20 protein-coding genes and 1 pseudogene are annotated in these 22,916 nt (G+C 35.5%); 9 read left to right on the top strand and 12 right to left on the bottom strand.

What is annotated here, in order from left to right; all coding sequences use genetic code 11:
• Positions 1-169 precede the first annotated feature (169 nt).
• The 5 genes from AC1PU0_RS15435 to AC1PU0_RS15415 all read left to right on the top strand — a co-directional run bounded on the left by AC1PU0_RS15435 (position 170) and on the right by AC1PU0_RS15415 (position 4,121).
• Positions 170-934 (top strand): C39 family peptidase, encoded by a 765-nt coding sequence (locus AC1PU0_RS15435; protein WP_479998551.1) that lies wholly within the window; start codon positions 170-172, stop codon positions 932-934.
• A gap of 198 nt (positions 935-1,132) precedes the next feature.
• A complete protein-coding gene (locus AC1PU0_RS15430) occupies positions 1,133-1,831 on the top strand; it encodes a glucosamine-6-phosphate deaminase (protein ID WP_111248922.1) in 699 nt (232 codons plus the stop codon).
• A 112-nt stretch (positions 1,832-1,943) separates the two neighbouring features.
• Positions 1,944-2,507 (top strand): DNA-3-methyladenine glycosylase I, encoded by a 564-nt coding sequence (locus tag AC1PU0_RS15425; RefSeq protein WP_069654948.1) that lies wholly within the window; start codon positions 1,944-1,946, stop codon positions 2,505-2,507.
• A 476-nt stretch (positions 2,508-2,983) separates the two neighbouring features.
• Positions 2,984-3,220 carry a hypothetical protein gene (locus AC1PU0_RS15420; protein ID WP_206836904.1) on the top strand — a complete coding sequence of 79 codons (237 nt, stop codon included), beginning with the start codon at positions 2,984-2,986 and terminating at the stop codon, positions 3,218-3,220.
• A 127-nt stretch (positions 3,221-3,347) separates the two neighbouring features.
• The gene (locus AC1PU0_RS15415) at positions 3,348-4,121 is read left to right on the top strand and encodes a MurR/RpiR family transcriptional regulator (protein WP_111248919.1); all 774 of its coding nucleotides are present in this window, start codon (positions 3,348-3,350) and stop codon (positions 4,119-4,121) included.
• A gap of 543 nt (positions 4,122-4,664) precedes the next feature.
• Here AC1PU0_RS15415 and AC1PU0_RS15410 read toward each other — a convergent pair.
• From AC1PU0_RS15410 to AC1PU0_RS15400, 3 genes are all read right to left on the bottom strand, one after another.
• Positions 4,665-5,828 (bottom strand): LTA synthase family protein, encoded by a 1,164-nt coding sequence (locus tag AC1PU0_RS15410; RefSeq protein WP_479998550.1) that lies wholly within the window; start codon positions 5,826-5,828, stop codon positions 4,665-4,667.
• Positions 5,829-5,931: 103 nt separating this feature from the next.
• A complete protein-coding gene (locus AC1PU0_RS15405; protein WP_479998549.1) occupies positions 5,932-7,233 on the bottom strand; it encodes a hypothetical protein in 1,302 nt (433 codons plus the stop codon).
• Between the two features lie 270 nt (positions 7,234-7,503).
• Positions 7,504-8,967: an AcpB/EbpR/MafR family transcriptional regulator gene (locus AC1PU0_RS15400; RefSeq protein WP_069654951.1), complete on the bottom strand. Its 1,464-nt coding sequence runs from the start codon at positions 8,965-8,967 to the stop codon at positions 7,504-7,506.
• Positions 8,968-9,357: 390 nt separating this feature from the next.
• Between AC1PU0_RS15400 and AC1PU0_RS15395 the strand changes: the two genes are divergently transcribed.
• Entirely contained in the window at positions 9,358-10,842 is a 1,485-nt protein-coding gene (locus tag AC1PU0_RS15395; RefSeq protein WP_479998548.1) for a lytic polysaccharide monooxygenase, read from the top strand.
• Between the two features lie 204 nt (positions 10,843-11,046).
• On the opposite strand, the gene AC1PU0_RS15390 is transcribed toward AC1PU0_RS15395, so the two are convergent.
• The 5 genes from AC1PU0_RS15390 to AC1PU0_RS15370 all read right to left on the bottom strand — a co-directional run bounded on the left by AC1PU0_RS15390 (position 11,047) and on the right by AC1PU0_RS15370 (position 14,248).
• Complete coding sequence (locus AC1PU0_RS15390; protein WP_479998547.1) at positions 11,047-11,316, bottom strand: hypothetical protein; 270 nt, start codon at positions 11,314-11,316, stop codon at positions 11,047-11,049.
• Between the two features lie 12 nt (positions 11,317-11,328).
• The gene (locus AC1PU0_RS15385; RefSeq protein ID WP_479998546.1) at positions 11,329-11,637 is read right to left on the bottom strand and encodes a hypothetical protein; all 309 of its coding nucleotides are present in this window, start codon (positions 11,635-11,637) and stop codon (positions 11,329-11,331) included.
• A gap of 14 nt (positions 11,638-11,651) precedes the next feature.
• On the bottom strand, positions 11,652-12,866 hold the full coding sequence (locus AC1PU0_RS15380) for a hypothetical protein (RefSeq protein WP_479998545.1): 1,215 nt from the start codon (positions 12,864-12,866) through the stop codon (positions 11,652-11,654).
• Positions 12,866-13,255: a hypothetical protein gene (locus AC1PU0_RS15375; RefSeq protein ID WP_479998544.1), complete on the bottom strand. Its 390-nt coding sequence runs from the start codon at positions 13,253-13,255 to the stop codon at positions 12,866-12,868. Before AC1PU0_RS15375 ends, AC1PU0_RS15380 begins: the two co-directional genes overlap by 1 nt.
• A 357-nt stretch (positions 13,256-13,612) precedes the next feature.
• Entirely contained in the window at positions 13,613-14,248 is a 636-nt protein-coding gene (locus AC1PU0_RS15370) for an NAD-dependent epimerase/dehydratase family protein (protein ID WP_206850753.1), read from the bottom strand.
• A gap of 281 nt (positions 14,249-14,529) precedes the next feature.
• Here AC1PU0_RS15370 and AC1PU0_RS15365 point away from each other — a divergent pair.
• Positions 14,530-14,940: pseudogene (locus tag AC1PU0_RS15365) on the top strand (glycoside hydrolase family 65 protein); the annotation flags it as partial.
• A 171-nt stretch (positions 14,941-15,111) separates the two neighbouring features.
• Positions 15,112-17,577 carry a heavy metal translocating P-type ATPase gene (locus AC1PU0_RS15360; protein WP_479998543.1) on the top strand — a complete coding sequence of 822 codons (2,466 nt, stop codon included), beginning with the start codon at positions 15,112-15,114 and terminating at the stop codon, positions 17,575-17,577.
• A gap of 99 nt (positions 17,578-17,676) precedes the next feature.
• On the opposite strand, the gene AC1PU0_RS15355 is transcribed toward AC1PU0_RS15360, so the two are convergent.
• From AC1PU0_RS15355 to AC1PU0_RS15345, 3 genes are all read right to left on the bottom strand, one after another.
• Complete coding sequence (locus AC1PU0_RS15355) at positions 17,677-18,348, bottom strand: NAD(P)H-dependent oxidoreductase (protein ID WP_479998542.1); 672 nt, start codon at positions 18,346-18,348, stop codon at positions 17,677-17,679.
• A gap of 107 nt (positions 18,349-18,455) precedes the next feature.
• Complete coding sequence (locus tag AC1PU0_RS15350) at positions 18,456-18,809, bottom strand: winged helix-turn-helix transcriptional regulator (RefSeq protein WP_069654962.1); 354 nt, start codon at positions 18,807-18,809, stop codon at positions 18,456-18,458.
• Between the two features lie 46 nt (positions 18,810-18,855).
• Complete coding sequence (locus AC1PU0_RS15345; protein WP_206850049.1) at positions 18,856-19,839, bottom strand: serine hydrolase domain-containing protein; 984 nt, start codon at positions 19,837-19,839, stop codon at positions 18,856-18,858.
• A gap of 438 nt (positions 19,840-20,277) precedes the next feature.
• Here AC1PU0_RS15345 and AC1PU0_RS15340 point away from each other — a divergent pair, with 438 nt between their 5' ends.
• Complete coding sequence (locus AC1PU0_RS15340) at positions 20,278-21,186, top strand: AEC family transporter (protein ID WP_083241824.1); 909 nt, start codon at positions 20,278-20,280, stop codon at positions 21,184-21,186.
• Positions 21,187-21,244: 58 nt separating this feature from the next.
• On the opposite strand, the gene AC1PU0_RS15335 is transcribed toward AC1PU0_RS15340, so the two are convergent.
• Positions 21,245-22,762: a UDP-N-acetylmuramoyl-L-alanyl-D-glutamate--L-lysine ligase gene (locus tag AC1PU0_RS15335; protein ID WP_206850047.1), complete on the bottom strand. Its 1,518-nt coding sequence runs from the start codon at positions 22,760-22,762 to the stop codon at positions 21,245-21,247.
• Positions 22,763-22,916: the final 154 nt, after the last annotated feature.

The raw sequence follows: 22,916 nt of genomic DNA, 5'->3' as shown, positions 1-22,916 counted from the left end.
AAAGACAAAAAATTCAAGAAAATATGTTCGTAATAATTTCGTCAATGATTATTCCTACTTGCTTTTTTCAATATATTCAGTAATATTAGAAGTACTGATTACTGTATATGTAATTCGTTTGAAAGTGAGTGATCGGCTAAGACTTTCAACTGAAAAGAAGGAGATACCAATGAACCAAAAAGAGACGAAGAATTCAAAAGTTTATATCATAGGATTATTAGTAGCAACTGCATTTGCAGGAGCGATTTTAGCAAAAGTAGCACCGATGGAAGAAGGACACGGATTTTCAGCTTTATTTAATGATAGTAAGGCGGACGAGATAGAAGTAACGGAGACAAGTGAAACTAAAAAAGAACCAGAAAAAGTCAAAAAACTAACGTATACTGAACAAATCAATCAAGATTTAAGTGATGGGAAATTTGCGAACCGGATGCCAATCAACTTATTATTGCAAACAGATGATAAATGGAAGACAACGCCATATGGCATGGGAAATCCTGATGGGAATACCTTAGAAATTAATGGTTGTGCGATTTTGTCTTTAGCAATGGTATCATCTTATTTAGATAACAAACCATATACACCTCAAGATATTTTAGACTGGTCCAAAAATGATTATTTTGTTGAAGGGGAAGGTACGGCTTGGTCGGCGTTCTCTGATTTTGCAATGGTAAAAGGGTATCAATTTCAAGATCTTGAAACAGATATTGCCTCTGTAGAAGAGCACTTGAAACAGAAACATCCTGTAATCATATCTGTAAAGCCAGGTTTATTTACAAAAACAGGTCATATCATGGTGCTTAGTGGGACAAATAACGGAAAGTTTTGGCTGAATGATCCAAATGATTCAGAAGCAAAAGGACATTCGAAAAAAGAGTTTACAGCGGATGAATTGATGAATGAAGCCTTGAATTTTTGGGTAATCTACAAATAGAGAGTTGAAAGATTTTAATTGTACATTATCGCAACAAGATAAAGCTGATATTTCATAGTGCTACTTAATTTAAAGTGTGGAGCAAAACGGCGTTTTTCGTTTGGGCTACACTCTTTTCTGTTTTTCGGAAAAACCGTTGACATGGGATGGTTCCCACATTATACAATGGACGTATAAAAAGGAAATGGAGTGAGCCACATGAAAATTATGATTGAGAAAGACTTTGAAGCAATGAGCGAAACAACTAAAAATATTTTATTTGGTCATATGAGCCAAGATAAACGGGTTAACTTATCAATAACAGCAGGGAATACCCCAGTTCATGTTTATAAAAAAATGGTAGAAATTGTAAAAGATTCCCCCAATTATGCCAATGTTCACTATTATAACTTTGATGAAGTTCCTGTCGCTGGTCAAAAGGAAGGAATAACGATAACAGATTTACGAAAACTATATTTTACTCCTGCCACTATCGATGAAGCCAATATTCATCCTTTAACCGTTGAAAATTATGCTGAACAAGACAAACGTTTGGCAATGGACGGCGGATTAGATGCCATGTTGATCGGTTTAGGTGGAGATGGCCATTTCTGTGGGAATATGCCGACAACGACAAGTTTTGAAAATTTGACTTATAAGATAAAGGTCACTGGTGAAGAACCTTGGTTTGTACCAGACATGATGGAAAAAGACATGGAGTTCGTTACTATGGGACCTGTTAGTGTCATGCGGGTAAAACACTTGATTTTGATCGTGAACGGCGAAAAAAAAGCTGAGATGGTAAAGAACGTCTTACAAGGCCCCGTCACCGAAGAGTTCCCTGCATCTATTTTACAATTACATCCGAATCTTACTGTTATCTTAGATGAAGCAGCAGCAAGTAAATTAGATAGATAAATAGCTTTTAAAGATTAAGGGAGTAAACGGCCTTGATCTTTTTTAAAACTCAATTTACAAACGTACGTTCTCGTGTTATTCTTGATTAAACGCTATAAGAATGGAGTCGAATATGGAAAAAATCAGGTGTGATTGGGCACAGGGCAAAGAATTAGAAGAAACATATCACGATGAGGAATGGGGAACCGCTGAGCATAGTGATCAAAAACTTTTTGAAATGCTGATTTTAGAAAGTATGCAAGCTGGGTTGAGCTGGTCAACGATTCTAAAGAAAAGAGGGACACTCACCAGTGCATACGATCAGTTTGATTATACAAAAATTGCCGAGTATACCCAAGAGAAGATCGATTCTTTATTGAAAGATCCAGGAATCATCAGAAATAAGCTAAAAATCAATGCAACAATCAATAATGCGCAAGTCTTTATGAGGATTCAAGAGGAATATGGTAGTTTTGATCAATTTATTTGGGCGTATGTGGATGGAACACCGATTAAAAATAGGTGGAAAGAAGTTGGAGAAGTTCCAGCATCAACGGAATTATCAGATAAAATCAGCAAAGATTTGAAGAAAAAGGGATTTAAATTTTTAGGTACAACGACAGTCTATGCATTTATGCAAGCAACAGGCATGGTAGATGATCATTTAGCACATTGTTTTAAGCGACAAGAAGAGTAAAAATGCATAGGATAGGGTTATTTCTAATGTGTAAAAATAGAAAGGATTTCAAAAAGAACTACTTTCTTTTGAATTCGTTTTTCAGTTTACATACTAAAGGCAACAGTTTGCTATGTATCTGGATTGTAGAGGATATATTTCAGGGAACGTTGCATGTTTTACCAACCTAAAACGGGAATAATAGTATCATACAATTTTTTATCAATAAATAGATTGACCCCGTCAGAACTGTCTCATACATACAATCTGGAGTATAAAGTAGAAATTTCCTCTTGTACTTTTTTTGAAATAAGATAAGCTTTAAAGAGTAGATCTTGAAAATTATTTGTATAGGCACCATTTTCTTCGACTCATGATAGTTTGAAAATAAAAGAAGGCAGCAATTACGTATCTAACAGTGCGCTATTTATTAAAAAACGGGTCGATTAGAAGAAATAGATGGAACAAAAGAACTAGACATACAGAGTACAAACAAAGTGAGTTTATTCACGTATAATGTTTTACTTGATAAAACAGTTGGCTATCTGCAACAGGGGAACCTGTTTAGCCAAGATAAAGGATGTCTATATAGAAAGATGATGCTGTCTTTAATCAATCCGCAGACATGTAAAATGGTCGAAGTTGACTCTATTTACTTGATGATCGAGCTAATGAATAAAGGAGAAGGCCGATCGGTTTTACCTAAGCGTTTCTTTCTGGAGAAACAGGATTAATCGTTGTAGTTCACTAAAACAGAACAGCAAGTTCCTATCAATATCGTTGGAAATACTTGGAACTACCACCATGTTCGTTCGTTTTCAGAGAATAGTAACGCTTTGAGATAGAGAGGATTTGATTTGTGTGAGTGATATTTATAAGGATATCAATTCAAACTATGAGAGATTGTCAGAAGCCGAACGGGAAGTTATTCATTTTATTTTAAAATTTGAAGAAATCGAAGGGTTAAAATTGAAAGACATCAAAGATGCGCTGTATATATCGAATACTACAGTCATTCGGGCATGTAAAAAATTAAATTACGCGACATTTAACGAACTGAAAGCTGCATTCATCCAATCGAGAGAGAAAAAGAAACAGATTTACCCAAAACAATCCAATTTTTTACATGTATTAGATAGTATAAAGAAAGAGACGTTAACGACTTTAGAATTAGTGGACGAAAAAAATATCGATAAAATATGTAACTGTCTAATCAATGCAAGAAGAATTTTTTGTATAGGAACGGAATCAAGTGCTCAAGTCGCATCTGAATTTAATGATAAGCTAAAATCAATCGATTTTTGGACGAATGATTTTTCAGATAAACGACTGATTGAACGCATTCCTAAAATCAGCACGTTTCAAGATGTGGTTGTTGTATTTTCGTTAAGTGGTCGACACGAAGAGCTCGATGAGATCATGATCGAAGCTAAATGCAATAGAACAACCATCATTTCAGTGACAAATATAGCAGCGACTAAATTAAAATCGATTAGCACATACTGCGTACTGACCAGTAACACTGGTAACCAGAAAAAATTTTGCTCACGATTGATGCTCCATATGATGAGTAATCTAATTTATGAAAAATTAATAACAAAAGTACCTATTTTTGATGGAACATCACGTAACTAAATTTTTGTGACCAAGTAGGTACTGTGCAACATCAACTCGTTCCTCGTTGTGTTTTACAGCAATTTCAACTTATTTCCGAAGGGATTGCTTCTGCTCCCAACGTTTATGCGCATTTAGGGTGTGATACAAAATGATTATTACTTTTGTATCACACCCTTTTTAATTATTTAACTTTTTGTTCTGCTCATTCAGCAGAATATTATTCACCTGCAACCAAGTCATATTGAATGTACTTATAATCCTCTAGTATTTCTTTTTGTTCCTCCGTTAAATCTTTTTCTAAAATGATTTTATTTTTTTCTGTAACAAATACTTGTTTCCCGTTATAACGGTTTGAGACACTTTCTACTGGATCAATCGTGGATGCCGGAAGTTTATTTGTTACCTGAGTTAATAATGCATAGAAAGGAGTTACCTTGATATTGGCTTGCTCAAATGCTAAGGCATTAAAATTAAAGGGTGATACAACGTTTTTATTTAATTTTTTTATTTGATCTCTGCTAAAAGTATTGCTGTAAATAAAATAATCTGTCTCATGGTGCTCTAAACCATATTTTTTTGATCATTACCACTATAAAGAGAAGGCAAGTGGTCACCATAGAAGACAAAGGTGATCGGTTTTTGGATTTTATCTAATTCCTTTATGAACTCTTTAACAGCTTCATCTGTATAATGAAGTCCTTGCATGAAGGTCGATAGTTCCCCTTTTCTGCTCTCTAAAACAGCTTTTCCTTCAGCACTGTAATCGAGTTTATCATAATAATCTTGGTAAGGCATATGATTTTGCATGGTTGATAATTGAATAAATTGAGTAGTCTCTGTATTACTTTGTAACGCTTTTAATGTTTCTTTGTACGCTGACTCGTCAGAAATTCGTGGACTTCTTTCGATTTTATCTGTATAAGTCAATTTGTCTGGGCTGTCTACATAATAAAATTTATCAAACCCAAATTTTTCAAAGACACTTTTTCTTTGATACAGCGATGCAGTAAAAGGGTGAATTGCAATTTTTTCGTCGAACAGGTTTGTAATATTAGGACTTACATGTTGCACTCCGACTAACTGGGTATAGGGTGTAACTAATGAGGCGGATAGACTACTGATATCCAAACCAGTCAAACTTTGCCATTCCATATTAGCGGTACCGCCACCATAACCTACGGATAGCATTGTGCCACCCGTATTTTTTTTCATGAGCTCTTTAATTGTTGGGATTGGGTCATTCAATACATTAAGGTTAGGAACTCTAGCAGGATCACTAAAGGTTTCACTTAAATTTAAAATAAGAGTTTGATTTTCCAACCAATCGTTTCTTGTTTGATTGATTTTTTCAGCTTCGGCATCATATTTTTTCATTAATTCTTCAATTTTATTTTTTGAATAGTTTTCTGGTTTATCCATTATCTTGATATCGATATTATTCAGAAATTGAATAATCGGACCATTTTCTAAAACTGTTTCACCTTGGTTGATAAAGAGTTTATTGACTCTAAATAAATTAAACAATAAGAAAGAAGGTGAATTTTTATGATTTATAAAAAAGACACTTGAAAATAGAACGGACAACGTAATGATGCCAATAATTCTTTTTTTCCAATTGAATTTTAGCACATATTGATGCTGTAGCTTTCTTTGCACCACGATACTAGAAATGGTCAACACGAGGATTAAAATCGCACCAGCCATAACCAAAACAGGACTAACCATGGAAAGTAATTCCGAAATACTATTTAACATCTTCAAGTCTGAAGGAAAAACAGGCTCGTCTCTTAAATTGACTTTGATCACACTGGAGACAGTTAAGAGTAAGTCAATCAAAAAGGTTAACGAAAAAAACGTACCAAAAGCGATTCGTAAGTAATAAAAGTAATAGGAAAAAGCCCATGATAATCATAGTCGTTAATATCAAAATAGATTGACGTTGCGTAAAAATTTTAAGGATTACTTGGAAAGTCTGCGACCAACCGTCTGTTTTATCAAGTAAAAAGAGTTGTACGCATGTGAAAAAGTAAAAGAAGATTGCAACGAAAAAGAGCGCTTTTCTTCTGTAAATCCACGATTTTATGCTGCGTAGCTTTTGATAAAATTGAGTAGGAGAATCGAAACTTAAGTCGTTTATTCGCGTTTTATATAAGGATGATTTTTGAAGCAGTAAGCAAATCGTAATCAAACTAATCGCTATAAGCAAGTATATACCAGTATACTTAAGGATATTTAATAGCCAATTTAAGCCGGAACTAGAGAGCTTTATCTTCCAAAAAGTGGAAACTCTATAATTAGTCAATGGCCAGCTAGTGAGTACTTGTGTGACAATCAAACTGGTAGCGATAAAAGTACCAGTAGCTTTTAAGCTGATTTTTTGTGCTATAGATTCTGAAAAAAGAAATAAGCTTAAAGCATAGTAGACCGAAAATAAAGAATAGGGTACTGAAAATCGATTAGCTGTAGATGCATCGCCTCGAATAAATAAAGAAACTTGCGTCATCAGTAAAATCAAACCAAAAAGAAGCCCTAAACTAAAACCTAGATGCAAAAATTTAAATTTTATTTTTTTTTCTAGATTTAACTGTTTGACGACATAACCAATGAAAAATAAATAGAAAATCCAGACCACATTTTTCCCTTCTTGAAAGCCCCAAATGTCTTTATTAAATAAAGTAGGCAATAGGACGAAGGCAATGGTCAAACCAATGGTTATTCTTTTTAAACGGTCTGTCGATAAGGTATTGAGTCTCTTTGTTAATAGTGGAATACTGCAGAATAAAAGAAAACAAGACACAGCATAAATGAAGTAGTTTTGGCTAATTGGAAATAGTATTATCCAATAATCGCGAAGATTCAATGCGGAAGACTTAATATAAAAAAAGACATTGTTTGTAAGTGCTATAACCATGTATAGTAGGAAAAAACTACTTAGATAGCGCAATACTTTTATATTAGCTATTTTCTGATAATGATAGCCCATATATAAGGGAACCAAACTAAGACCAGCTCCTACTGCCACCTTCATAAAGGAATAGATGTAAAACTTCCCAGGATACAACGTGTAGGTTGGTACAGTAGTTGCAGAAAGTAATACTCGTTGCATGATGATTAGAAAACATGCAATCAAAATTGTTAAAAATTCATAATTTTTAGATTCATTTTTTTCAAAGAAACAAACCAGCTATATACATATTTAACGATACCTTATTCGCATAATACCGAATAGGTATCGTTATTCTACAATATATAGTAGTGTAAAATGGCTGGTATTACAATCCTTCTTGGAGAAAGATTATAATGTTATATTCACTATTCGCTTATAGGACAAATTTCTCTCGTTTGAATAAATATAATTCCGCTATTTTTTATGTAATAAAGTTTAAATAAAATAAAAAAATCAATTTTTTTCAAAATAATCTTCATAAACCAACATTAATTTATCAAAACTCTTAGCATCTGGGATTAGTGGCATAACAATGATCGGAATCGTATCAATATAGATTTCAGGAATATTTGTAATAATGCAATCATAAGCAGAAGCTTCTTTTTCCAGCTCATCTAATGACCTAACCTGTAGCGGTGTACAGGAAAAGCGACCTCGTAAATAATAATTAATTCGTTCAGAGAGCATGTTCATGTAATCCAAACCAGAATTAAATAAAAGGCAGGCTTTCAAGGTAGGAGTGGAATATTCTAATCGGTCAAGTAAGTTTGGCCAATGGGTAAACAAAATCGAAATCGCTTCGTAAACCATATATTCTTTATAAGGATTCGCATAAAAAATTGCTTGCAAAGAGTGGATCAGTTCCATTGGAAAATGACCATATAAGTTTTTGATACTTGTAAGAAATTCTTTGTTTTTATCATGCAAAATATAGGTTCGTCCATGAATTTGATAGTCTAGGTTATAGAGCCGCATAAAAATATCATCAAAATTGTCACAGTGACAATCCATTTTTTTCTCGATTTCTTGTAGAAGATGTTCAATTTTTTGATACTTTAAAAGAGCATTGCGGTCGCTTTTTACCAGTTCTCGTAGCGTTTCTATCGAATCAATATATTGATCACTAAAAATTAAATAGAAAAAAATACTTAAATTACTTGCGGATAAAGGTAGCTGAAATTGGCTATAAAATTCAGCGCAAGCATAGGAATCGTTAAGAATATCAAATTCTTTTTCTGATAAATCGTGAAGTTGATTGTCACTATTATGTTTTAGCAGATTGATAATGGTATACGTGTAAAAACGTAGACGATTCAATAAAGAAAAATCTAAGTTGCGCAATGATTCATCTGGAATGGCTTGACTAATAATCTGAAGGTCAACTTGATCTAAAATAGCTAACTGAGCGGGTGTCAACAAACTTTCAGCTACTCCGTACTTCTCATGAAAATAATGTTGCATAAAATTACAAATACTATGTGGATCGCCGACAAGCTGCATTTTTTTTAAGTTGATCGTAAAACCTTCTATTTGAAGAAGTTGATTGACGCGAAGGACGATTCGCTTGATTGTCGAGACACTGATGTAAAGATCGTTAGCTAAATCAACGATAGTAGAGAAATTATGTAAGAAAATCTTTTCAATTAACTGGAATTCAACACTATTTTTTATGAACTTTTGATAAATAATGGTTTTGCAGAATCCAAAATTTGTGGCTAAACGAATACCATATATTTTTGACGATTCAATCGTGGCAGGTGAAAGTACTGTTTCTAATTCAACAATATCTGATTTCAACGTTTTTACAGGAACATTTAGAGATTCGGATGCTCTCGTAAAAGAGAGCCAATCGTTATCAGCTAATAGCTCTACTAACTCTAATTGACGTTTTGATCGAGAGGAAAGAATTTCTTTCAATAGTATCAACACTTTCTGTTTTTATGTTATTTTTTTATTTATTCTGCTTATAATGAAGTAAATATCAAGTTGCACCCTATTTTAACTTGAAACAGTCTATTTTGTCTATATAACCTAGATAATAATGTATTATTTTTTACAAAAGCTCGAAATATATAGACCATTTTTTTCTTTTAAGTAGAAAAAAATGACCTTTATAATCGCCATTTTGGGATAACATTTGTAATATTTAGCGTATTTTGTTTGATTGTTATGATTATTTTAATAGAAAAGACTGATTTAACCAAGTATTCCTTTTTTTATGACGATAAATGACCTCTTTTTTTCTTACAAAACGTTTAAACTAGTGTTAAGCCAATTGAAGGTGAAACAAATAGATGGGAGACAATTATGAAGAAAAAGTTATTAGGGTTAGCGTTGATGTCAACAATTATTTTAGGTGGAGCAGGTTTGTTAAATGCAGATGAAGTGAATGCTCACGGCTATGTAGAAACGCCAGCTGCTCGTGGTTACCAAGGGTCATTAGACAAAAATACTCTGGGCTGGACAGCAGCGATGGAAAAATATGGGAATGTTATTACAAACCCGCAATCGTTAGAAGCGCCAAAAGGCTTTCCGCAAGCGGGTCCAGAAGATGGCCGTATTGCTTCTGCAAACGGTGGATTAGGACAAATTTCTGACTTCGTATTAGATGAAACTGGAGCTGACCGTTGGGTGAAGCAAACGGTTAAGACAGGTCAGAATACATTCTCTTGGTATTACACTGCGCCTCATAGCACAACGAAATGGCATTACTATATCACTAAAAATGGTTGGAATCCAGAAAAACCAATCGCTAGAAAAGATTTACAATTGATTGGTGAATTAAAACATGATGGTTCAACTGCATCAAATAATAAATCACATCAAGTAAATATTCCAGCAGACCACTCTGGCTACCATGTTGTTTTAGCTGTTTGGGATGTAGCAGATACACCAAATGCCTTTTATAATGTCATTGATGTAAATGTAAAAGGGAATGGAGAAATTACACCGCCAGTTGAAGAGATACCAGCAGCCCCAACGAATGTCAAAGTATCAGATGTGACGGTTTCCTCCCTGAAATTAACATGGGATACTGTTTCAAATGTAAAAGAATATAATGTATACCGCGATGGAAAAAAAGTTGCGACAGTTGGTGGAACGCAATTTAATGATACGAATTTAGTTGAAAATACAAGCTACGCTTATCAAGTAGAAGCAGTTGGAACAACTGGTAAAATTTCTGAAAAAAGTACAGTTGTTAAAGCAACAACACAAAAATCAGAAGCAGAAGACAATCAAAAACCGACAGCACCAACCAACGTTCATTCTATGGGAACAACTGAACATTCAGTTGACTTGATGTGGACAAAATCGGCACATTTCTTAGGGGTCAAACAGTATGAAGTGTACCGCGATGGAAAAAAAGTTGCCACGACAGAAAAAACAAGCTTTAAAGATACTGGGTTAAATGCTGAGACAACGTATAAATACTCAGTGAAAGCCATCAGCGTTGGCGGAAACGTATCAGATACTAGTGATGTATTTTCTGTAAAAACAAAAGAAAAACCAAGTGGTCATTCTACTTGGAAGGCCGACAACGTTTATAATACAGGCGATAAAGTATTCTTCAATGATTTAGAGTATGAAGCAAAATGGTGGAACAAAGGTGATCGTCCAGACAAATCAGATGCGTGGAGATTACTTTCAGATAAAGTTCTGGAATGGGAAACAAGCAAAGCGTACAGTGGTGGCGATACCGTAACGTTCCAAGGTCAAACATACAAAGCAAAATGGTGGACAAAAGGCGACCAGCCAGGAACTGTAATAGTTTGGGAATCTATTAAGCAATAGAGGATATAGAAAAAAAGTGTTAGATAAGATGTACCGACCCTCAAAAAATAGAGCTAAACATCTAACTTTTTGGGGTCTTTTTATATGGCAAAATATAGAATGGAATTTAAAATGTAAATTATACAAGAGATGATTTTACACTACTTTAAGCGATTTAAAACAAGTACAGTTTTAGTAGAGTGTTATCAATTTAATCATTGAATGCTAAGAAGATAGCTTATCTAAAGTTTGTTGTTGCTTCTCAAAAGCTTCTGTTACTTTTTTTCCAAACTGACCTTTAACTGCTCCTTCTAAAGTTTGAGAGGAAGAAGACAATGCCTTTTTAGCACTTTCTATTGCTGTTTCACTTTGTTTCTTAGATTCTTGTTTCATGTTATGAGATTTCTGTATCTTGGCTGAACCAATTGCTTGTACACGTATTTTTTCTAAATTCTTTTTTAACTCTTTCAATAATTTTTTTGCTAATTCTTCCAATAGAACAACTCCTTATTCTTTATTTGCTTTTTGGAGGTCATTTCGATAGTCTTGTTCAAGTTTTTCTTGTTGTTGATATAGCTGTTTTTTTGCTCTTGATAGCTCTTCGTGATAGTCATTTTCTATTTGCATAATTGACTGTTTTGCCCGATCAAAAGGCTCGCTATCTACAGCTGATTGTTGAACAATTCGATAAATATCTGATAACGTTTCTTGTATCAATTGTTCTCCTGTTCGTTGTGTATTTTTGAGAATATCTTCATCCTCTTCAAGTTCACGGCGTTTTCGCTGATAATCGGCTGTAATCTGTCCCTCTTTCATCTATTAGCTCCTTTTTAAGGCTTTAATTGTTGCGCTAGTTGTTGATCTGTTTGAACCATTTCGTTGATTTTACTTTTGATTTCTTTAGATAACGATTCGAATTTTTCATCCATCGTTTTTGCTTTATTGATTTTTTGCTGGAAAAATTCTGTTGGTTCACCAACTATTCGTTGTTCAGTAGCTCCTATCGCTGATAAGCTATCCTTCATTTCATTATCAGAGAGTACTTCTATTTGAGAACGGGCTTCCCGGAATGTTTCTTGCCAGATATCTTCTGCATCTGTAATTGCCTGTTGATATACTTTTATAGCATTAGCCATCGCATTTTGATAAGCTGCTCGCCCTGTATTAACGGCTAGTAACGCCTGTTGATCATCTAAATAAATTTTTTCATTCTTTGATAGTCCGCCACCACTGGCAGTTAGTTTGGCTTTTAGTTGATCTAACATAGTCAATTGAGTTAAAAATCCACGCATCAGAAAATGACTGGCTTGTATCATAGCTCCTTCGGAATTGCCCAAACTATCTGATATCTTTAGCTGTCCTGTTTTTTTATCAAATTCCCAGCTAGTTAATTTATGACTATTACCATCTAACCATACAATTGTTCCAAAATCATCACTATTTCCCCATTTAGAATTGAAATCATTCCATTTCGTCACATCGTCATTTTTTTGACGGTAATTTAAAAATAAATGAGGATTCTCTTTCATAAACTTTTCTTCCTCTTTTGACAACGAACGGTATTGAAACCACCCACTAAACACTGTAGCCGGGATTTGAAAATGGGCTCCTACCTTTAGCATATATGCTGATTGAGAATAGCCTGACAACTGATTAATCGTCCAATTTGGATTATTATCAATAAGTTCCCCCACATACTGTAAAGCAACGTCAGCTTGAGGAGAACCGTTCGGAGCCATTCCTTTTACAGCAGCCCAGTTGTCATCCCAATCGTCTGGGTATGTTCCCGCTGCAACGACTGTTACTTGAGATATATCTGGTGTACCATTCACTATGGGAGCTACTGCCATCCCTTGAAACCCGTAGTCACCATCTTTGACTGAAAGTACTTTGAATTTCTGATCCCCAGCTTTGATTATATTCCTCTCGTTACTTTTTAGTTGATTGTCAGCTTTATCAGTATATTTAATTTCACTGTCCTTATAGTCAGGATCAACTTGATAAACTCTATTGTTTAAATCCTTTAATTCTTCTTCTGTCGCCATTATAAGCTCCTTTCTGTATTATTAGAAAAAATAACTTTGACTTCATTTTTTGTTGTACCTTCTAAAAGGTTAGGATCTACGCCATAAGAGCCTAATTTTTTAGATCTATCATTCAGAGTCATACTGACATCAAGTAATGAGGTCACCCCGTAGCTAGTGGTTACTGTAACATCTACTGTTGTATAGCCAGTTAATTTATTTTCACCATATTCCTCATCGAATTCAATTTTTGTCACATTCGCAAAGGTATTTTTAATTTGTTTTGCTGTTATTGTTTCCATTTCTATCATTTGTTGCTCTTTTCTTTCCTTCGCATTTTGATTAAAAGTAAACAAGCTGACACCTCCAATTAGTACAAGTAAAACAATAAACCATTTTTTCTTTTTCAAAGGCTCATTCTCCTTTAATTATCAGGATCTTAGTGCAAGAATAGATATGTAAAAATAATATTACTATAAACTAATTATCACAACTAAATTAAAAAGAGTCAATGTTTTAATTGTGATAAATCATCTTCATTAGTTGTTAGTATGTCAAAGTGAGCGCCGGCTTTTAGCATATAAGCAGATTGGGAATAGCCAGATAATTGATTAATCGTCCAAGTGGGATTATTGTCAATAAGATCTCTTACATATGTACAGTTTGCATTTTGAATTTCATACTATATTTTTCCATATAAAAAAACTCAAAAAAGTAGATGTTTAAGTCTAACTTTTTGAGGTCGGTACAATTTGAAAATCCTTTTTTTATATTCGTCTATGTGTGTAAACAGAAGGTTTTCCTTCGAGAACATTGGCAATTTCGACAGCTAATTGTTCTCTTGAAATGGGGTCATATCTTTTGGTAAGTTTTTTGATCCCAGGTATTTTTTTTAGAAAATTGATCGCTGCCGCGCTTATCACGGAAGAAAAACGCTCTTTATCCACGACAAGACTAGGGTAAATAATTACCGGTTCACTTGCTTGTTCTTTGATTAATTGTTCAGCTTGGAGTTTGGTATTCATATAGTTTCTTAACGGGAATGGTGCGCTGTTTGCTGATAGAAATAGAAACTTAGCAGGAGTTGCTTGTGTGTTCAGATACGTTAAAATAAGTCGAACGGGTTCTAGAATAAAGCGGTCGTAAGTAACATTTTTAGTCGGTTGCTCTCTTAAAATTCCGATTGCGTCAATGACCCAATCTGCTTTTTGAACAGCTGAATGCCAATGGGTGTCTGTTAAAATGTCAGAGCGAACCCAATGGACTTTTCGTGCCCAATCTGTTGTTAAGTTACTTGGTTTTCCGTTACGGGAAATGCATAGTACGTTGTGTCCGCGGTCAATCAATTCTTCGGAAAGTTTTTGTCCAATAAAGCCACTGCCGCCAAAAATAGTTATCTGCATTTGCTCTTCCTACTCTCTTCTTGTTATCATGCTAAAACTGTCTTATCGTTAGTTTATCATTATCAATTAAAATGAGACAAAAAAACGTACGCAAAAGGAATTGACTTCACCTTATTGCATGTAAGATTAGTATTGTATACTAACTGAAACACCAAAATGATCGCTGATTATAGGCGTATTTTTCTATCAAAAACGATTTTGTAGGTAGAAGCCGTTAATTCTTTTGACGTGAAACTATAGTCAATTCTCAACTTTATGAAAAGTTAGGCGCTTTCGTATAGCATGATACTTTCTTAGATAAGGATTTTATGCCGAAAACAGCATTATCATTAGATGATTTACTATTGAATCAACATTGGTCTTGGGATTGTATTTTAGGTTCTTGCTTTATCAAACAAGCAGATATGTTACAAGGGATTTATTACTTTGGTGAACGTTTTTCTTGAGCGGAAAGAGAGCGAAATTTCTTATTCTATGAGCCGATGACTGTTTATGAGTCATCTTTATCGGCAAGTGTTGATGCGATTTTAGCAGCAGAATTAGGAATGGAAGAAAAAGCGGTAGAAATGTATCAGCGCACAGCTCTCTTGGATTTAGATAATTATAATAATGATACTGAAGATGGAGTGCATATCATCTCAATGACAGGGTACTGGCTTACAATCGTGCAAGGCTTTGCCCAAATGAAGAGTTAAAATACGATTTATAATTGAAAGGAATAGTAAATTTGATCGTGAGTATAGGTCTGCTTTTTGTATTGACAATTCTATTATCCTACCTTAAAATAAAGAAGAAATAGATTGACTACAATTATAGTCGTTTAGTTTATAAAGCCAAAAATAAAACAAAGGAGATGGAGAGAAATGGAAGCAAAAACCTTTGATATAGAAGGAATGACCTGTGCGTCATGCGCACAAACAGTAGAAAAAGCCACTGCTAAACTCGCTGGTGTGTCAAAAGCAAGTGTCAATCTAGCCACAGAAAAGTTAAATGTTGAATACGATGAAAGTAAACTATCAGAACAAGACATTCAAAAAGCAGTGTCAGATGCGGGGTATGAAGCGTTAAGGAATGTTCAACAACGAACATTTGATATTGTTGGAATGACGTGTGCCTCATGTGCGCAAACGGTTGAAAAAGCAATAAGTAAATTAAGAGGAGTCACAAAAGCTTCTGTCAATTTAGCCACAGAAAAAATGGTGGTCGACTTTGATCCCGCTGTTTTAAATAGCGCAGATATTACCAAAGCCGTATCAGATGCAGGCTATGAGGCAATTGAGCAAGTAGATTCTGCAGATACTGTAGACAAAGACCGCGAGAAAAAGCAAAAGCATATCAAGGATATGTGGCAACGTTTTTGGTTATCAGCAGTTTTTACGGTGCCATTATTATACGTCGCAATGGGGCATATGATTGGGTTACCACTACCCGCATTTTTAGATCCAATGATGCATCCGGCCACATTTGCGATGGTGCAATTGATTTTAACGATTCCAGTATTGTATCTAGGGAGAAGCTTCTTTACGGTTGGGTTTAAAGCATTCGTCAAAGGTCATCCTAATATGGACTCTTTAGTTGCTTTAGGAACAAGTGCGGCTGTAGCATACAGTTTGTATGGAACAGCGATGATTTTTGCTGGTGATCCACAATTTACAATGGCCCTTTACTATGAATCAGCTGGCGTGATTTTAACCTTGATCACATTGGGAAAATATTTTGAAGCTGTTTCAAAAGGAAAAACATCAGAAGCAATCAAAAAATTAATGGGCTTGGCACCAAAAAATGCTCGCGTTTTCCGTAATGGTCAAGAAATGGAAATTCCAGTAGACAGCGTTCAGTTAGATGATACGATCATTGTTCGTCCAGGAGAAAAAATTCCGGTAGACGGTGTGGTGATTGAAGGCTCATCAGCCATTGATGAATCAATGCTGACAGGCGAAAGTATGCCAGTTGAGAAAAAAGTCGGTGATAATGTTATCGGTGCAAGTATTAACAAGAATGGTAGCTTCCGTTTTAAAGCAACTAAAGTCGGCAAAGATACAGCATTGTCTCAAATCATCAAATTAGTAGAAGATGCGCAAGGCTCCAAAGCACCGATTGCCAAAATGGCGGATAAAATTTCTGGTGTCTTTGTACCGATCGTAATGGTTTTATCTATGTTAGCTGGCTTAGCTTGGTATTTCTTAGGACAAGAATCTTGGGTCTTTGCATTGACGATCACGATTTCTGTTTTAGTTATCGCTTGTCCATGTGCGTTAGGACTAGCAACACCGACAGCAATCATGGTTGGAACAGGAAAAGGCGCTGAAAATGGCGTACTGATCAAAAGTGGCGATGCTCTTGAAACAACGCATAAAATTCAAACAATCGTTTTCGATAAAACAGGAACCATCACTGAAGGGAAACCGAAAGTCACAGACATCATAACTACAAATGGCATGGAACAAGATGAGTTACTCCGTTTAGCGGCATCTGCTGAAAAAGGATCAGAACATCCGCTAGGTGAAGCAATCGTCAACGGGGCAGAGGAGAGCAACTTAGCTTTTGCTGCAACAGAAGAGTTTAATGCAATTCCAGGGCATGGGATCGAAGTGATGATCGAAGGTAGCCGTTTACTATTAGGAAATAAAAAATTGATGGATGACCGCAACATTTCTTTAGGAAATTTAAGCGTTACCTCCGATCAATTAGCAGAACAAGGAAAAACACCGATGTATATTGCAAAAGACGGTAGCATTGCAGGAATTATCGCAGTTGCAGATACAATCAAACCAAACAGTATCCCGGCAATCAAAAAACTACATCAAATGGGTATCGAAGTGGCGATGATTACAGGAGACAACAAACGAACAGCTCAAGCAATTGCGAAACAAGTCGGAATCAATCGTGTCTTAAGTGAAGTCTTACCAGAAGATAAAGCAAATGAAGTAATGAAACTTCAAAAAGAAGGTAGGAAAGTTGCCATGGTTGGTGATGGAATCAATGATGCACCAGCGTTAGCCCAAGCGGATATCGGAATCGCGATTGGGTCTGGGACAGATGTTGCAATGGAATCAGCTGATATCGTATTGATGCGCAGTGATTTGATGGATGTACCGACAGCGGTAGAGTTGAGTAAGGCGACAATTAAGAATATCAAAGAGAATCTATTCTGGGCATTCGCGTATAATACATTAGGCATTCCAGTAGCGATGGGTGTTTTGTACTTATTCGGTGGACCATTGTTGAATCCGATGATCGCAGGCGCTGCAATGAGTTTTAGTTCAGTTTCTGTATTGTTGAATGCATTGAGATTGAAAGGGTTTAAACCTTCAGTAGTGAAGAAGTAAGACTAAAAATCGACTACTACCTTAGTGATCAGTAAAAAGAGTACTGAATCTAAGAGGAATAGTCGATTTTTATTTATATAAACGTGTAAATAGGTCTTTTTAGACAACCGTTGTGAAAATGTCCTCTTTTGCTTGTCGTTTTTTTAGTGGTATTTTTCCACTGCGATAGCCTAATCCAAGCATATAAGAAACACCAAATTCGGAGCGATCTAATAGCCCTTTTTCACTTAAATAAGCTTCTAATTCAACTCGATCAAAGCCTTCAATTGGACAACTATCTATGTTCAACAACGCTGCAGTGGTCATCATATTGGCCAAAGGGATATAGGTTTGTTTCGATGCCCAGTCAAATAGTGAACGCTCACTATTTAAATCAAAATCTTTTGTCTGAAATTCCTTGAACATTCCAGTCTGTGGAGCATCGGCTGAAAACGGTAGACCAAACACGTCTTCTACCATGTGTTTGACATGTGCGCTTTCCGCTGTAACATTTTTACGTGCTAGCGCTATGATAAAATGACTGGCTCCGTTTAAACTGTTGATTGCGCCCCAAGCAAATTCTTTCAACTCTTCTTTTATCTGCGGGTTTTCAATTAGTAAAAATGCCCATGGTTCATACCCAAACGAACTAGGAGACAAACGAGCAGCTTCTAAAATTGTTTCCCAATCTTCTGTCGGGATTTTTTTAGCGGGGTCAAATCCTTTTGTAGCATGACGGTGTTCAAAAGCGGTTAAAATCTCTTGTCTTTTTTCTGGTGTATTTGTAGTCAATTGGTTTTCCTCCATTTACTTGAACGTTTATCGCATAAGCAATAAGTGACTTTAGTGTAAAGGAAGCATGCATCGTTGTAAATCGGGGAATTTTTTTATACCATCGTTTAATGTACTTGTGATTTTGACTGTTGCGTATTAAATGAATTGCCCCAATGATACAGTGCCTCAATAACAGGAGCTAAGGTTTGGCCATAATCCGTTATGGAATAACTCACAGCAATCGGTTTTTCCCGTAGTACGTTTCGTTGAATAAGGCCATCTATTTCTAACTCTTTTAACTGTAAGCTCAACATTCGTTTGGTAATGCCAGGGACAAAGCGTTGTAATTCACTGTAACGATAAGCACCTTCAAAAATCAAATGGTATAGTAGGACACATTTCCACTTGCCTGAAATGAATTGCAAGGTTGATTCTACAGAACAGCCATCTAAACAATTGTGAATTTTTCGTTGTTTCATGATCTCACGCCCTTTTATTCATATTATTAATGGAAGTACCTATTTTTTAAAGTAAAACGGCAGAAAGTTCTTTGTGCAATGCCCACACATCTTGTCCCAAATTACTCATAATTGTGATGGTTTTGTTCAAGGAGCGATCATACGAAGATATAAACGAAATACCTGGGTCTTGTCCCTGCATATAAGGGAAAGTCCGTTCATTCTTTTTTGCAATCCAAAAACCATAACCGTAATAATCAGAAGCTTGCATTGTTTGCATTAGATTGACTGCGTGGGTAGAAAGTATTTTTCCACTTAACAATGTCTGCCAAAAACGTTCAAGATCTTTTAAGGTAGTAAAACAACCACCAGCGCCAGTGCCTTTAACATCTATGCTATAAATATTGCTATAATATTCTTTTGATTCTTCATCATAGATGTACGCATTCGCGGTATTGGCAGGCAACCGATCTAAGGCAAAGTAACCTGTTGAAGTCATATCAGCAGGATCGAAAATCACTTGTTTCAAATAGGTATCAAAATTCTGACGAGTGAGTTCCTCGATGATCGTAGCTAAAAGAACATAGCCTGTATTATTATATTGAAATTTTTTCCCCGGTGTGTCGACCATTTTTTTATCAATAAAAAGTGGGAGAAGAGCGCTGTTTTTGCGTATTTTATAATTAGGATAATCTTCCCATAATTCAGCATAATCATTAAGTTCTTCTTCATCATAATAATCTCCAATCCCAGAAGTGTGATTGAGTAGTTGGTGCACAGTAACGCTAGGGTCGATATTCGGCATTTTTTTTGAGATAATTTGGTTGATAGGTTGATCGATCCCAATTTTCTTTTCTTCTATCAGTTTCATAATGGCAACTGCAACGAAAGTTTTACTGCCGGATGCTGTACCGAAAGCCGTATCAACAGTATTTTTTAGTTTGTTAGGAAGATCTCGGTACCCAAAAGCTTCGAATAGTAACGATTCATTATTTGATGTGACGTTAACAAAACCGCTGAAGTCTGATGGGATAGATTGTTTCAAGTTCATGAGTGAAGCTCCTTTATTTGCATATGTATTTGCCTAGTATATCGTTACGATTAGTTTATCATTAATTAGCTGATAGGTGGTTCATTTTTTTTACTTTCTATAAATATTTTGCATGAGGGAGAAAATGGATACTGAAGAAGACCTATCTAGTCTCAAAAAAATTGAGTAACATCCCTCTGAAATCATTTTTACCACCAGAATCAAAAATTTTTTGACTGTTCTCTTAGTGCTTCAAAACACAGGAAGGTGCGAGTTGATGCTAGTAGTATTAAGCTCCTGATACGACCTTAATACTAACACTATCTTGTACTTATGAAGGGAAAAAGACAGCTGCATAAATCAATTTACGTGGCTGTTTTTGTTGAACTCGGTAAGAAATCAATTTTTTTGCTATACTTTAGAGGAATACTAGAAATTGATAAGTGAGGTGCGAGTTGGTTGAAAGAAATTTTATTACAAGCAATTGGGTTTTGTTTTGTCATATTTTTGGGTTATTTGATGAAACGAATTGGTTTGTTAAGTAAAGTGGATGGTGGAATGTTATCTGTTATTATTGTAAATGTTACGTTGCCTGCAACAGTCATTGTTAGCTTAGCTAATGTAGTTGTTTCGGGCACCTTATTTTTCTTGTTGATAATGGGAATCCTTTTGAATATATTGGTGATTTTGATTGGTGGGAGAGTTAGTAAAAAGCGGCCTGTTTTAGAACAGAAATTTCAAATGTATTCAATGTCAGGATACAATATTGGCAACTTTAGTTTGCCTTTTATTCAAGGATTCTATCCGTTGGCTGTGCCATTTCTTTTGATGTTTGATATCGGAAATAGTGTGATGCTGACAGGCGGAAGTACGTTGTTGATCGATAAAATCGTGGGAGCTAAAGAAGAGACAACGCTTAAGCGAATTGTTTTGTCTTTATTTAAATCAGTGCCTTTTACGGTCTATATGGTCATGTTATTGCTGAGGATCATTCAAGTTGGATTGCCTGTGGAAGTGTTGGGCATAGTAGAAATGATCGCAAAAGCAAACGGTTTTTTATCGATGTTTATGATTGGGTTATATTTTGAACTAAAATTACCTAAAAAAGCCTTGCAATTAGTAAAAGAAGTTCTAGTTTGGCGTTATCTGTGTGGTGCAGTTTTTGCGTTATTATTTGCTTTCGTGGTGCCGTTATCTCCATTGTTGCGTATCGTGTTAGTCGTTCTAAGTGTTGCGCCGATGCCGACCTTTTCAGTAATCAATAGTGTTAAAGCTGGAATGTCAGAAGAAACAGTTGGATTTACCTCTTCCGCAAGTATTCTGATCAGTTTGGTATTGATGACGCTTGTAATGATGTTGATGGGCTGATAAAAATAAAAGAGGCGGAGAGGTGACTCGTAGAGTTCTATCTCCGCCTTTGTTGTTTTTAGTCAAGTATCAAACGTTCTGCGATATAAAAGTCACCCTCATAAGGCGTATCTTCCCCGCCGACTTTTTGATACAAGTCAGCACCCTTACCAGCTAGAACAACTGCATCGTCCGATCTGCATAAAGACAAGGCCTCTTTGATTGCCTCGCTACGGTCAAGAACTGTTTTGATTTCAATATCTGTTGTAATATGAGCTGCAATCTCAGCACAGATATCCGCCGGATTTTCATCCGCTGGATCATCAGTCGTTAAAATGGCAACATCAGCCAGCTCCGATAAAACAGTGCCAAAATCTTTTCGTCTAGAAATGGCTTTATTTCCCGTACTTCCAATCACGACAATTAAACGACCACTAGGATGTTCTTCTTTGACAAACGTTAAAAGATTTTTTAAACTGTCGTAATTGTGCGCATAATCCACATAGATTTTTGCCCCATTTTTATTTGTTAATAATTCCATTCGGCCAGGAACCGTGGTTTCCTTGATTCCTTGCTGACAATCATTTCGTGTAGCACCTACTAAAGCACTAGCGAGAACGGCACTTAATGCATTCCCTTTGTTGAAATCCCCACCTAGACGTAAGTGATACTCACCAGAAACAGCTAGTGTATCGTTGTTCGCTTCGATAGAAAAGGCAAGTGAATCATCTGGGTTCGTTTGGTAGAGATACTCTGTATTTACAGAGGCTTGATTACCGTAAACGATGTAAGGAACTTTATGAAGATCAGCTGTCTCTTTCAATAATTGAAAGTAATCAGATTCATGGTTTAAAACCATGGTTTTTGAATGTTTGATCAACTGGCGTTTGCAATAAAAATAATCATCGAATGTTGGGTGTTCAATCGGGCTAATATGGTCAGGTGTGATGTTTAAGAAAATTCCTACATCAAAAAATAAACCATACACTCGATTGGTTTTATAAGCTTGTGAAGATACTTCCATGATAAAGTGAGTCATGTTATTTTCAACTGCTTCGGCCATCATTCGATATAAATCAAGCGATTCAGGGGTAGTCAAATGTGATTTGAAAAATGTCTGACCATCTAAAGTAGAATTCATAGTAGACAACATTGCTGTTTTTTTATGTGTTGCCTGATCTAAAATGAATTTAGCAAAGTAAGCGGCAGTTGTTTTTCCTTTTGTACCAGTAAAACCGATTAGCTTTAATTTATTTTGCGGATAATCGTAAAAGGCCATGCTTAAGACAGCCATTGCTTTTTTGATATCTGTTACAATGATACCTAATGTTGCAGGGACATCATAAGGTTGTTCTGCTAAATAAACGCCGAGTCCCGAGTCGACAGCTTTTGCTAAATACTCGGATTTAAAATTTAGTCCTTTACAGAAAAAAAGTGTATCAGCATTTACTGTACGAGAATCATATGAAAAAGTGTCGAACATTTTATTATTCAACGAGGCAGGTAGAGTCAAAGACCAGCCTTCTGCTGAAATAAATTCTTTCAAAAGATGTTCTTTAAGTAAACAGTCACGAATTATTTCTAAAGAAATAGTCATTATTACGCCTCCAAGTGGTATCTACAATCTGAATATACGATTTTTGGGATAGAAAACTTTAGAAATTCATCATACAATTTAAACGTCAAAACTTCAAGATGCTTGCTAGTGGAGGCGAAAAAAAACTTGAGAAATCATTAATGAGATCGAGCTA

The organism is Enterococcus sp. XAF26B05_ASV22 (genome assembly GCF_056727285.1).
Note: the sequence above shows the minus strand (reverse complement) of the source record. Positions and strands in the feature narration are given on the sequence as shown.